Source organism: Agrobacterium bohemicum, assembly GCF_002896715.1.
Classification (GTDB): domain Bacteria; phylum Pseudomonadota; class Alphaproteobacteria; order Rhizobiales; family Rhizobiaceae; genus Agrobacterium; species Agrobacterium bohemicum.
Genome location: NZ_PGEL01000016.1, coordinates 170,902 through 183,323, shown reverse-complemented (window position 1 = coordinate 183,323; position 12,422 = coordinate 170,902). Strand labels below are relative to the sequence as shown.

The window sequence follows — 12,422 nt, the reverse complement described above, 5'->3', positions numbered from 1 at the left end:
TTATCAGCCCTTCATCATATTGACGTCTTCCACGGCAATCGATCCGCGGTTGCGATAGAAGACAACGAGTATTGCAAGACCGATGGCAGCTTCCGCAGCCGCAACAGTCAGAATGAACAGAGCGAAGACCTGACCGACGATATCGTTGAGGAACGACGAGAACGCCACCATGTTGAGATTGACCGCAAGCAGGATAAGTTCAATCGACATCAGGATAACGATGACGTTCTTACGGTTGAGAAAGATACCGAAGATGCCGATCGTGAAGAGGACCGCGCTGACCGTGAGGTAATGGGAAAGACCGATTTCCATAATATTATGTTCCTTGGATCCGTTCGCGCCTTAGATGCCCTGACCCGGCTTGACCTTGACCGTCGTGACGGCGGTCTTCGGATCGCGGGCGACCTGCGTTGCAATGTCCTGTCGCTTGATATCGGTGCGGTGACGCAAGGTCAGCACGATGGCGCCGATCATGGCCACCAGTAGTATCAGACCGGCAAGCTGGAAGAAGTAAATGTAATTGGTATAGAGCACGTCACCCAGCGCTGCAGTATTGGCGCGCTCCGCCGGGTTCGGGATCGGCATGGTGATCGACTTCGCAGCCACCGGGTTCAGCACGCTACCACCGACGACGATGATCAGTTCTGCCGCCAGAATGATGCCGATGAGAGCGCCGACCGGCGCATATTGCAACACACCCGAACGCAATTCGGCAAAATCAACATCCAGCATCATCACGACGAAAAGGAACAGCACCGCCACAGCGCCGACATAAACCACCAGAAGGATCATGGCGAGGAATTCGGCACCCGTCAGCAGGAAGAGAGCCGCCGCGTTGAAAAATGTCAGAATGAGGAACAGCACCGAGTGAACGGGGTTCTTCGATGCGATGACCATAAACGCAGACGCCACGGCGACGAAGGCGAAGATGTAAAAGAATACAGCGTGCAGACCCATGTTGGTGCCTTTTTGTCCTCACCGGACAAACGCGACCCTGAAGCCGCATGCCCGTTTCATTCCCGTCAGCGATAACCGACAGGCAGTGACTGTTTTACCCACTCCGAAGCAGCGCTCCGAAGGAACCATGCTGCCTTAACGATAAGGCGCATCCAGAGCAAGGTTGCGAGCGATTTCACGTTCCCAACGGTCGCCATTATCGAGAAGCCGCTGCTTGTCGAAATACAGCTCCTCGCGGGTTTCCGTCGCAAATTCGAAGTTCGGACCTTCAACGATGGCATCGACCGGGCATGCTTCCTGGCAGAAGCCACAATAGATGCACTTTACCATGTCGATATCGTAACGAACCGTGCGGCGCGTGCCATCGTTGCGGCGTGGGCCGGCTTCGATGGTGATGGCCTGGGCAGGACAGATCGCTTCGCACAGCTTGCAGGCAATGCAGCGCTCTTCGCCGTTGGGGTAGCGGCGCAATGCGTGCTCACCACGGAAACGCGGGCTGACTGGACCCTTCTCGAANGGGTAGTTCACCGTTGCCTTCTGTTTGAAGAAGTGGCGCATCGTCAGGAAGAAGGCGCCAACGAATTCCTTGAGGAACAGTGAATTGACGGCTTGTGAAAGACTGGCCATCTCAACCTCCAAATCTACAAGCGAGGACTGCGGACATCTTATGCCCCCGCCGTCAGCTTGAGTACGAATGCAACAATCACGACCATGGCGAGCGACAGAGGAAGGAAAACCTTCCAGCCAAGACGCATCAACTGGTCATAGCGGTAACGTGGAACGAATGCCTTCACTAAGCCGAACATGAAGAAGACCATGCCGCCCTTCAGGATGAACCAGATGATACCCGGCACCCAGTTCAGGAACCAGACATCCACGATGGGAAGCCAGCCGCCCAGGAACAGGATGGTCGTCAGGCAGCACATCAGAACGATGGCAGCATATTCGCCCAACATGAACATCATGTACGGAGTGGAGCCATACTCCACCATGTGACCGGCCACAAGTTCCGATTCCGCTTCCGGCAGATCGAACGGTGGACGGTTGGTTTCAGCCAGCGCCGAGATGAAGAAGACGATGAACATCGGGAAGAGCGGCAACCAGTGCCAATCCAGGAACGATGCCGGAAGCCCAAGCGACGTGCCGATACCCGAATGCTGCGCATTGACGATATCCGTCAGGTTCAGAGAACCAACGCAGAGCAGGACCGTAACGATGACGAGGCCAATGGAGACTTCGTAGGACACCATCTGCGCCGCAGAACGAAGTGCGCCGAGGAACGGGTACTTCGAGTTCGAAGCCCAGCCACCCATGATGATGCCGTAGACTTCAAGCGACGAGATCGCGAAGATATAGAGAATGCCGACATTGATGTTGGCAATCACCCAGCCATCCGCAAACGGGATGACGGCATAAGTTGCCAGAGCCAAAGTCACGGCAACCAGCGGAGCCAGCAGGAACACGGCCTTGTTGGCACCGGATGGAATGACCGGCTCTTTCAGAATGAACTTCAAAAGGTCGGCAAACGACTGGAAGAGACCGAAGGGACCAACGACGTTGGGACCACGGCGCAGCTGAACGGCCGCCCAGATCTTACGGTCGGCAAGCAGAAGGAAGGCGATCGACACCAGCAACAAAACGAGAAGAAGCAGAGACTGGCCGACAATAATCAGCGCTGGCCAGACGTAGCTCCAGAAAAACGATTCCATAGTCCCCTACCCTTACTCTGCCGCAGCCTTGAAGTTGTTGCGGGCCAATGCGGAACATTCGGCCATGACGGCGGACGCTCTCGCAATCGGGTTCGTCAAATAAAAATCCTTAACCGGCGATGCAAAGCCCGCCTTGTTCAGGGTGCCAGCTTTAGTCGCCAGCGCTTCGATGCCAGCCACGTCGGCCACGGCAATCTCGTCGGCATCAGCAAAGTGCGGATGCGCGATGTAAAGCTGGGCACGCAGTGCAGACAGCGAGTCGAACGGCAGCTTGTGGCCGAGAACGTCCGACAGTGCACGCAGGATCGCCCAGTCTTCGCGGGCTTCGCCCGGTGCAAAACCGGCGCGGTTGCCCATCTGAACGCGTCCCTCGGTGTTGACCCAGATACCCGACTTTTCGGTATAGGCAGCACCCGGCAGGATGACGTCCGCCGCCATTGCGCCAGCATCACCATGCGAACCGATATAAACGGTCAGTTTNGCAGTCTTCGCAGACAGATCGATCTCGTCTGCACCCAGCAGGAAANGAACGTCGGAAGATGCGGCGATGGAAGCAGCGTTGGCCGCCTTGTCTGCCGGAACAAAGCCAATATCTAGACCACCGACGCGGGCAGCAGCCGTGTGCAGAACGGAGAAGCCGTTCCACTCGGGCGACACGACGCCGACGGAAACTGCGAGCTTTGCAGCAGCAGACAGAACAGCCGCACCGTCTTCACGCGACAAAGCGCCCTGCCCGACGATGATCATCGGGTTCTTGGCAGCCTTCAGCTTTNCGATGAAGCTGTGCGAACCGGAGACCAGATCGGACAGCGTGTCGGTGCCGGAGCCGAGATATTCATAGTCGTAACGAAGCTCGCTCGCTTCACCGATAACAGCGATCGGGAAGCCACCACGGCGCCAGCGCTTGCGAATGCGTGCGTTGAGTACGGAAGCTTCGTAGCGTGGATTGGAGCCGATGATGAGCAACGCGTCGGCATGTTCGATGCCTTCGATGGTGGCGTTGAAAAGGTAGCTGGCGCGACCGAGCGATGGATCAAGCGCTGCGCCATCCTGGCGGCAATCGACATTTGTCGAACCCAGCGATGCGAGCAGCGACTTCAATGCGAACATTTCTTCGACGGAGGCCAGATCGCCAGCGATAGCGCCAATTTTCTCACCTGAAGTCGATGAAACGGCCGCCTTGATAGCGCCGAAAGCCTCGCCCCAAGTTGCGGGCTGCAAGCGGCCATCCTTGCGGACGTAAGGCTTGTCAAGACGCTGGGTCTTGAGGCCATCCCAGATGAAGCGGCTCTTGTCGGAAATCCACTCTTCGTTGATGGCTTCGTTGACACGTGGCATGACGCGCATGACTTCACGGCCACGGGTATCGACGCGAATGGCCGAACCGAGCGCATCCATCACGTCGATGGTTTCAGTCTTGCCGAGTTCCCATGGACGCGCCGTGAAGGCAAAGGGCTTCGACGTCAGCGCACCGACCGGGCAGAGATCAACGACGTTGCCCTGAAGCTCGGATGTCATTGCCTGCTCGAGATAGGTCGTGATTTCAGCATCTTCGCCGCGACCGATCAGGCCAAGTTCGGAAATGCCGGCAACTTCGGTGGTGAAGCGGACGCAGCGTGTGCAGTGAATGCAGCGGTTCATGACCGTCTTGACGAGCGGTCCGATGTATTTGTCTTCAACGGCGCGCTTGTTTTCAGAATAGCGCGAACCCGGAATACCGAAAGCCATCGCCTGGTCCTGAAGGTCGCATTCGCCACCCTGGTCGCAGATGGGACAATCGAGCGGATGGTTGATGAGCAGGAATTCCATCACGCCTTCGCGGGCCTTTTTGACCATTGGCGTGTTGGTGAAAACTTCCGGCAATTCACCGTTCGGGCCGCCACGAATATCACGAACGCCCATGGCGCAGGATGCGGCAGGCTTGGGCGGTCCGCCCTTTACCTCGATGAGACACATGCGGCAGTTACCCGCGACCGACAAACGCTCGTGGAAACAAAACCGCGGAACTTCGGCACCAGCCTCCTCGCACGCCTGCAACAGCGTGAAATGATCCGGAACTTCGATCTCTTTACCGTCAACCTTGAGCTTTGTCATGGTCCTACTTACGTCCTGTTGCCTGTCCGTCCCGCACAGTCTCATGCGTTCCGCAACAAATCCTGATGGCATTCGGCTTAGACTCAAAAGCGCCAAATGCTTTAACGATGTAAGGGACCGGTACACCCGATCCCCGCCCNTCGCAACACCNTCGAGGTGTTACTTTGGCCGGTGTTACTCGGCGGCCTCAAGCACAGCGCCATCATCCATGGCTCTGTAGGTATATTCGTCGATCCGCTTTTCGATTTCCGGACGGAAATTGCGGATCAGCGCCTGAACAGGCCATGCAGCGGCATCTCCCAGCGCGCAGATGGTATGACCTTCAATCTGCTTCGTCACTTCGAACAGCATATCGATTTCGCGCTTCTGCGCGTTGCCCTTTACCATGCGTTCCAGCACGCGCCACATCCAGCCCGTGCCTTCGCGGCATGGCGTGCACTGGCCGCAGCTCTCATGCTTGAAGAAGGCCGCGATACGGGCAATAGCCTTGATGACGTCGGTGGACTTGTCCATGACGATCATGCCGCCGGTCCCGAACGAAGACTTCACTTCGCGCATACCATCGAAATCCATGATGGCGTCCTTCATGTCCTCACCGCGAACGATGGGGCACGACGCGCCGCCTGGAATGACGCCGAGCAGATTATCCCAGCCGCCACGAATGCCGCCACAGTGGCGCTCGATCAGTTCCTTGAACGACAGACCCAGCGCGTCTTCGAATGTACACGGGCGCTCGACATGGCCCGAGACCATGAACAGCTTGGTGCCGACATTGTTTGGGCGACCGATGGAGGAGAACCACGATGCACCGCGACGCAGGATGGTCGGCGCCACGGCAATGGACTCGACATTGTTAACGGTCGTCGGGCAGCCATAGAGGCCCATATTGGCCGGGAACGGAGGCTTGAGGCGCGGTTGGCCCTTCTTGCCTTCGAGGCTTTCGAGAAGCGCTGTTTCCTCGCCGCAGATATAAGCACCTGCGCCGTGGTGAACGTAGATATCGAAATCCCAGCCGTTCTTGTTGTTCTTGCCCAGCAGACCGGCGTCATAGCATTCGTCGATCGCGGCCTGAAGCGCTTCGCGTTCGCGCATATATTCACCGCGAACGTAAATATAAGCCGTGTGCGCGCTCATGGCGAAACCGGCGATTACGCAGCCTTCGATCAGCGTGTGCGGATCGTGGCGCAGGATTTCGCGGTCCTTGCAGGTACCGGGCTCTGATTCGTCGGCATTGACGACGAGGTAATGCGGACGGCCATCGCTTTCCTTCGGCATGAAGGACCATTTGAGGCCTGTCGGAAAGCCTGCACCACCACGACCACGAAGGCCGGATGCCTTCATTTCGTTGATGATCCAGTCACGACCCTTTTCGATGATCTGCTTTGTGCCATCCCAATGACCGCGCGCCAACACGCCCTTCAGAGACGTGTCTTTGAGGCCGTAGAGATTGGTAAAGATGCGATCCTGATCTTTTAACATGCTTGACCTCTTTACCGCGGCTTCTTGCCGAAGACCCTGATGTATTCCGCTTCGCCACCCTTGGCGAGCGCCTCGGCCTGACGTACCCAATCATCGCGATCGATACGACCCTTGAAATTCAGATAACCATCGACCCACTCGCGCTCCTCGGCGGACCAGCCAGCAACCTGCATGTAGGTGAAGATGCCGAGCTCGTTGAGCGTCGCTTCGATTTTCGGGCCAACGCCAGAAATTAGCTTCAGATCATCGGCCTTTGCGGGGCGCTCGATCTTGGCAGGACGGTTCTTGTCTTCCAGCGATGGCTTGGGCGAGGTTTTCGTCTCGCCAGACCCTTCTTTTGCAGCATCCTTGGCGTTGCTTTCGGACGCCTTGGGATCGGTGACCGGTGTCTTCAGCTTCGCGTCGGACTCAGCTGCCGTCGTCTTCGGCTTTGCAGCTTCTGATGGCGCAGGTGCCGCTGCTGGAGCCGCCGCGGCAGGCGCTTCGGCTGGCTTGTCGAGATTGGAGCGATCCGGCTTTGTCTCTTCCGTCAACGTCGTGAGGGGACCGATCGGGGCTGACAAATGACGGTCGATCTGCGGGCCCGGCTTGACGGTGTCACCCTTCCCCGCCTCGAACGTGTCGATGATTTCTTCCAGACGCTCTGGCGTCAAATCCTCATAGGCATCCTTGAAGATGATGACCATCGGCGCGTTGACGCAGGCACCCTGACATTCCACCTCTTCCCATGACAGCGTACCGCTCTCGTTGGGTGTCAACGGGTCATGGTGGATCTTGTGGCGACAGACTTCCATCAGCGCTTCGGAACCGCGCAACATGCAGGGCGTGGTACCACAGACCTGAATATGTGCCTTGGTGCCAACTGGCTTCAGCTGGAACTGCGTATAGAAGGTCGCAACTTCGAGCACGCGGATATAGGCCATATCCAGCATGTCGGCGATCTTCTCGATACAGGCGCGGGTGACCCAGCCGTCCTGCTCCTGCGCGCGCATCAACAGCGGAATGACCGCAGATTGCTGACGCCCTTCAGGATACTTCTGGATCGTTTTTTCCGCCCATGCGGTATTGTCCGCGTTAAACGCGAAACCCGTGGGCTGAACCTGATCTTCGGCTAGTCGACGAACGGACATACTTCCTCACGCCCCATCAGTTTAACGACTCGCACCGCGATTTCGTCACCGTGACGAATTCGCAGGCATAGGCCGTTTTGTCTTTTTGCATGAACACAATGAATTTTCCGCCATTGGGAAGCGAGGATTTTATCTCGTATCCCTGTGACAGAAGTTGCTTGACAGATGATGAACCGCCGCTTGCCTGCAACGATACACCCTCATCCGCCGTCTGGGCGAATACGGGTGCCGTCGCGGCAATAAAAGCCGATATGGCCAGCGGCAATCGCATTAGCGGTCAACCTCCCCGAACACGATGTCCAGAGAGCCGAGAACAGCCGTCACGTCGGCAAGCTGATGGCCTTTGCAAAGGTAATCCATGGCCGCCAGATGCGCAAAACCAGGAGCGCGAATCTTGCAGCGGTAAGGCTTGTTCGAACCATCAGCGACCACGTAGACGCCAAACTCGCCCTTCGGAGCTTCGACGGCTGCGTAAACTTCACCAGCCGGTACGTGATACCCTTCGGTGTAGAGCTTGAAGTGGTGAATCAAGGCTTCCATCGAACGCTTCATCTCGCCACGCTTCGGCGGAACGACCTTGCCATCGAGCGACGAAACGGCGCCGATGCGGTGCTTGCCCTGCAAGAGCTCCACGCACTGCTTCATGATCTTGATCGATTCACGCATTTCCTGCATGCGGATCAGATAACGGTCGTAGCAGTCGCCATTCTTGCCAACGGGAATATCGAATTCGAGATCGGAATAGCACTCGTAAGGCTGCGCACGGCGCAAGTCCCACGCAGCACCCGAACCGCGAACCATCACGCCGGTAAAGCCCCAGGCGAACGCATCTTCCAACGAGACGACGCCGATATCGACGTTGCGCTGCTTGTAGATGCGGTTGTCGGTCAAGAGGCCTTCAACGTTGTCGAGGAAGGTGATGAACGGATCGCACCACTTGCCGATATCATCAACCAGCTCCGGTGGCAGGTCCTGATGGACACCACCCGGGCGGAAATAGGCAGCGTGCAGACGGGCACCAGAAGCGCGCTCGTAAAATACCATTAGCTTTTCACGCTCTTCGAAGCCCCAGACCGGCGGCGTCATAGCGCCAACGTCCATGGCCTGCGTCGTGACGTTCATGATGTGCGACAGGATACGGCCGATTTCCGAGAAAAGAACGCGGATCAACTGACCACGCATCGGAATCTCAAGACCCAGCAGCTTTTCCACGGCCAGCGAGAACGCATGCTCCTGGTTCATCGGCGCAACGTAATCGAGGCGGTCAAAGTATGGCAGAGCCTGAAGATAGGTCTTCGTCTCGATCAGCTTCTCGGTGCCGCGGTGCAACAGGCCGATATGCGGATCGACGCGCTCCACGACTTCGCCGTCGAGTTCAAGGACGAGACGCAAAACGCCGTGCGCAGACGGATGTTCCGGGCCAAAGTTGATCGTAAAATTGCGAACATTATGTTCAGTCATCAGTGCTGCTCCGCCGACGTGATCATGGCGATGAATTCGGGGCCGGTCATGTTTTTCGTGTCCTCGGCGAACGAATAATTTGTCGGCTTTTCGTCGATGAAGATTTGCGATGCGAAACGGAAGCTAGATGGGTTTTCAAACGACTGGACGGATACGGCGTGATGCGCGCCGTCCTTTGAGCGCCACATCACCGTACTACCGCAAACCGTACAAAAGCAACGCTCGCCCCATTCTGAAGACGAATAAACGCCGAGATGTGTATCATTCTCTACTGCAACGCTTTGGCATTCGACGGCAAGAAACACACCGCCGGACCAGCGACGGCACATGGAGCAATGGCAAATGCCGACTTCACGGGCACCAAACGTCGCTNCGAAGCGAACGGCACCGCAAAGACATTGCCCCTGCTCTGTGGCGGTAGCTTCACTCATGGCTTGGCCTTTTCATCGCCCGGAAGAACATAGTCTGTTCCTTCCCAAGGGGAGAGAAAGTCGAAATTGCGGAATTCCTGTTTCAGTTCGACCGGCTCGTAAAGAACCCGCTTGAGCACGTCATCATAGCGCACTTCCACAAAGCCCGTGACCGGGAAATCCTTGCGCAGTGGATGACCCTCAAAGCCGTAGTCCGTCAGAATGCGACGCAGGTCGGAATGGCCTTCGAATGGAATGCCATACATATCCCAGGCTTCGCGCTCGAACCATTCCGCGCCGACAAAAACGGACGTCGCGGATGGTACTGCTTCGTCCTCGGCTGCCTGAAGCTTGATGCGGACACGCAGGTTCTGGCGCGGCGACAACAGGTGATAAACGACATCGAACCGCTTCTCACGGCTCGGCCAGTCCACACCACAGATATCGATGATATTGACGAAACCACACTGGACGTCATCGCGCAGGAACGTCAAAAGCGCGATGATGTTTNCAGGCGTCGTGTTCAGCGTCAGTTCGCCATAGGCAATGACGGACGATTCCAGAAGGGAACCGCGCACTTCATTCACATAGGCCGAGAGATCGTTGAGAGCTTCGCTCATTTATAAGTCCTCTGCCCTTAACGCTCGATCGTGCCGGTACGCCGGATTTTCTTCTGCAGCAAAAGCACGCCGTAAAGCAGTGCTTCCGCCGTGGGGGGACAGCCCGGCACGTAGATATCGACGGGAACCACACGGTCGCAACCGCGAACAACGGCGTAGGAATAGTGGTAATAACCGCCGCCATTGGCGCAGGAACCCATCGAGATGACATAACGCGGCTCCGGCATCTGGTCATAGACCTTGCGAAGCGCAGGCGCCATCTTGTTGGTGAGCGTACCCGCAACGATCATGACGTCCGATTGGCGCGGTGAAGCGCGCGGCGCAACGCCGAAACGTTCCATGTCGTAACGCGGGCCGGAGGCCTGCATCAGACCTTCGACGGCGCAGCAGGCAAGACCGAACTGCATCCACATCAAAGAGCCCGTGCGCGCCNAGGTGATCAGGTCATCGGTCGTCGTGACCAGAAAGCCCTTATCCGCGAGTTCGTCGTTGATCTCGGTAAANTAGGCGTCATCGCTGCCAACCGGCTTGCCGGTGGACGGATCGACGATGCCCTTGGGCTTCGGTGCGACCAGCGTCGTGTCGTTATGAACTACGCCCATTCCAGTGCCCCCTTCTTCCATTCGTAGATAAAGCCGATGGTGAGAACGCCGAGGAACACCATCATCGACCAGAAGCCGAACCAGCCTATTTCACCGAAGGACACAGCCCATGGGAAAAGGAACGCGACTTCGAGATCGAAGATGATGAACAGAATCGACACCAGATAGAAGCGAATGTCGAACTTCATGCGCGCGTCGTCGAACGCATTGAAGCCGCACTCGAAGGCGGACAGCTTTTCAGGGTCGGGATTCTTGTAGGCAACGGCAAAAGGCGCAATCAACAGCGCCAGACCGATGACAAGCGCGATACCAATGAAGATTGCGATCGGAATGTAGGAACTGAGGAGTTCAGTCATTGTCTCTTCCTTACTCGACCGAGCGTCGAGCATACCCCTTTGGAAACGAGAATCCGCAGGGTCGAAAATTATGTTGCAACGCCGCAGTGGTTATCCCAGCCAAGCGCGCTCTGCAAGAGATTAAGTGTCATTTCGATCCAAACGTGACTTGGAGCAGCCACTATTATATGCACACAACTTCGCAAACACCAGGATTCATCACACTAAGTCATTAAAAANTATAAGCAATCAGACCGGATCAGCCGCTACCAAATTGTCGCATATTTTCGCGCTTCAAAACGGCTTGAAGCCGACCAAAACGACTCGAAAAACATGACTCAAACACGCAAGAAATCAACCGGCTGAAACGATGCCAAAGAGGTGCTTGGCAGCCATAGTTTACTGCAGAGCGCGGCGACAAGTCGCGCAGAAAACACGACATATTGACTTGTGAAANCTAGACTTTGGGGATTTTTACGCAATGAGCGCGATTTGAAAGGAGAACATTTGCTTCTGCAATGAGAAGAAAATGGCGCGAGTGACGGGGCTCGAACCCGCGACCTCCGGCGTGACAGGCCGGCACTCTAACCAACTGAGCTACACCCGCGCATTATTTCGGATCATGCGATCCGTCGTTTTCGAGGAAGGAATGGCGCGAGTGACGGGGCTCGAACCCGCGACCTCCGGCGTGACAGGCCGGCACTCTAACCAACTGAGCTACACCCGCACATTCCTACTAAAGACTGGCCTAGACCCGCCTTACGAACTCGCCTCGGCTGTTCGTTGAGCGGCTAACTAAGACGTTCGTGTTGGGGTGTCAAGCAGCTTTCACGACAAAAGAATAAGCTTGAGCATTTTGGTTTCGCAAAGACGCAAGAAGCGCCGGTTTCCCGGCACTTTCTTATTTGGACTTTTTTCTGCTCGGTGAAGCTGGAATTTATCCACAGCGCTTGCGACGAAAAGAAAACACGAATTTACGCTAAATGTCAGAACGATAGAGCGAGAGATTTACAGAATCGGCTTCGCATTGGTCTGCAATCGAGCGGTGCGATCTCATAAAAGGGCACTCTGTCACAGCGAACCTGCCCTCCCCGGCTGTCGCCTGTGGAAAAGACCAATCGCCACAAATTAAAACCGCCAGCACTGACAAAAAACGAAAAAANCAAAAAAACTTCACAAAAGCTCTTGCGGTTTTTTNCCGATACCAATACATCACGGCCACCGACGCGGCGGACATGTTCCGCAGGACGCGAAGGGCGATTAGCTCAGTTGGTAGAGCGCCTCGTTTACACCGAGGATGTCGGCGGTTCGAGTCCGTCATCGCCCACCATTCCTACAAAATCCCATAAAACAGCACTGCACTCCCGGATGTGGCAATAAAAATTATTGCAGCTTGCTTTTATCCGTCACAAATAGCGAGGCAGTTCCTCTTCCACGATGACATCATCGCCCAGTTTAGCGATGGCTTCGAGGGTGCCTTTGATTCTGGCGTGACGGCCGGTGGCGGAGATGAGGGTTAGGCCAGGTATACGCGACAGGGTTTTCTGCCAGTCCTGCGGCTGGCGGGCATTGTGGCGGAATGTAGCGGTGTAGGTTTTTTCCGGTTCAGTCATGTGGTTCTCCCA

14 protein-coding genes and 3 tRNA genes are annotated in these 12,422 nt (G+C 56.3%); 1 reads left to right on the top strand and 16 read right to left on the bottom strand.

The genetic code is table 11. The features are described 5' to 3' along the window. Positions 1-3: 3 nt before the first annotated feature. The 15 genes from nuoK to CUC55_RS02610 form a co-directional block, all read right to left on the bottom strand. Positions 4-312, bottom strand: coding sequence for an NADH-quinone oxidoreductase subunit NuoK (nuoK, locus tag CUC55_RS02680; RefSeq protein ID WP_042619655.1), 309 nt, complete (start codon positions 310-312; stop codon positions 4-6). A 30-nt stretch (positions 313-342) separates the two neighbouring features. Then, positions 343-957, bottom strand: coding sequence for an NADH-quinone oxidoreductase subunit J (locus tag CUC55_RS02675; RefSeq protein ID WP_067652774.1), 615 nt, complete (start codon positions 955-957; stop codon positions 343-345). A gap of 135 nt (positions 958-1,092) precedes the next feature. Next, positions 1,093-1,584 carry an NADH-quinone oxidoreductase subunit NuoI gene (gene nuoI / locus CUC55_RS02670; RefSeq protein ID WP_042619657.1) on the bottom strand — a complete coding sequence of 164 codons (492 nt, stop codon included), beginning with the start codon at positions 1,582-1,584 and terminating at the stop codon, positions 1,093-1,095. A gap of 38 nt (positions 1,585-1,622) precedes the next feature. Further along, positions 1,623-2,666: an NADH-quinone oxidoreductase subunit NuoH gene (gene nuoH, locus CUC55_RS02665; RefSeq protein ID WP_067652772.1), complete on the bottom strand. Its 1,044-nt coding sequence runs from the start codon at positions 2,664-2,666 to the stop codon at positions 1,623-1,625. Positions 2,667-2,678: 12 nt separating this feature from the next. After that, complete coding sequence (gene nuoG / locus CUC55_RS02660) at positions 2,679-4,760, bottom strand: NADH-quinone oxidoreductase subunit NuoG (protein WP_103086889.1); 2,082 nt, start codon at positions 4,758-4,760, stop codon at positions 2,679-2,681. Between the two features lie 174 nt (positions 4,761-4,934). Next, positions 4,935-6,239 (bottom strand): NADH-quinone oxidoreductase subunit NuoF, encoded by a 1,305-nt coding sequence (gene nuoF, locus CUC55_RS02655; RefSeq protein ID WP_067652768.1) that lies wholly within the window; start codon positions 6,237-6,239, stop codon positions 4,935-4,937. 11 nt (positions 6,240-6,250) lie between these two features. After that, positions 6,251-7,369: an NADH-quinone oxidoreductase subunit E gene (locus CUC55_RS02650; RefSeq protein ID WP_067652766.1), complete on the bottom strand. Its 1,119-nt coding sequence runs from the start codon at positions 7,367-7,369 to the stop codon at positions 6,251-6,253. Positions 7,370-7,385: 16 nt separating this feature from the next. Continuing rightward, on the bottom strand, positions 7,386-7,640 hold the full coding sequence (locus CUC55_RS02645; RefSeq protein WP_067652764.1) for a hypothetical protein: 255 nt from the start codon (positions 7,638-7,640) through the stop codon (positions 7,386-7,388). Further along, positions 7,640-8,830, bottom strand: coding sequence for an NADH-quinone oxidoreductase subunit D (locus CUC55_RS02640; RefSeq protein ID WP_067652762.1), 1,191 nt, complete (start codon positions 8,828-8,830; stop codon positions 7,640-7,642). Before CUC55_RS02640 ends, CUC55_RS02645 begins: the two co-directional genes overlap by 1 nt. Next, positions 8,830-9,261 (bottom strand): GFA family protein, encoded by a 432-nt coding sequence (locus CUC55_RS02635; RefSeq protein ID WP_103086888.1) that lies wholly within the window; start codon positions 9,259-9,261, stop codon positions 8,830-8,832. Before CUC55_RS02635 ends, CUC55_RS02640 begins: the two co-directional genes overlap by 1 nt. Further along, complete coding sequence (locus tag CUC55_RS02630) at positions 9,258-9,860, bottom strand: NADH-quinone oxidoreductase subunit C (protein WP_103086887.1); 603 nt, start codon at positions 9,858-9,860, stop codon at positions 9,258-9,260. The genes CUC55_RS02635 and CUC55_RS02630 overlap by 4 nt, the downstream gene beginning before the upstream one ends. Before the next feature lie 17 nt (positions 9,861-9,877). Continuing rightward, entirely contained in the window at positions 9,878-10,462 is a 585-nt protein-coding gene (locus CUC55_RS02625; protein ID WP_103086886.1) for a NuoB/complex I 20 kDa subunit family protein, read from the bottom strand. After that, on the bottom strand, positions 10,453-10,818 hold the full coding sequence (locus CUC55_RS02620) for an NADH-quinone oxidoreductase subunit A (protein ID WP_042619792.1): 366 nt from the start codon (positions 10,816-10,818) through the stop codon (positions 10,453-10,455). The genes CUC55_RS02625 and CUC55_RS02620 overlap by 10 nt, the downstream gene beginning before the upstream one ends. 509 nt (positions 10,819-11,327) lie before the next feature. Further along, positions 11,328-11,404, bottom strand: a tRNA-Asp gene (locus CUC55_RS02615). A 43-nt stretch (positions 11,405-11,447) separates the two neighbouring features. Beyond that, a tRNA-Asp gene (locus CUC55_RS02610) sits at positions 11,448-11,524 on the bottom strand. A 527-nt stretch (positions 11,525-12,051) separates the two neighbouring features. Here CUC55_RS02610 and CUC55_RS02605 point away from each other — a divergent pair. After that, a tRNA-Val gene (locus tag CUC55_RS02605) sits at positions 12,052-12,127 on the top strand. A 76-nt stretch (positions 12,128-12,203) separates the two neighbouring features. On the opposite strand, the gene CUC55_RS02600 is transcribed toward CUC55_RS02605, so the two are convergent. Next, on the bottom strand, positions 12,204-12,410 hold the full coding sequence (locus CUC55_RS02600) for a hypothetical protein (protein ID WP_067652754.1): 207 nt from the start codon (positions 12,408-12,410) through the stop codon (positions 12,204-12,206). Positions 12,411-12,422 lie beyond the last annotated feature (12 nt).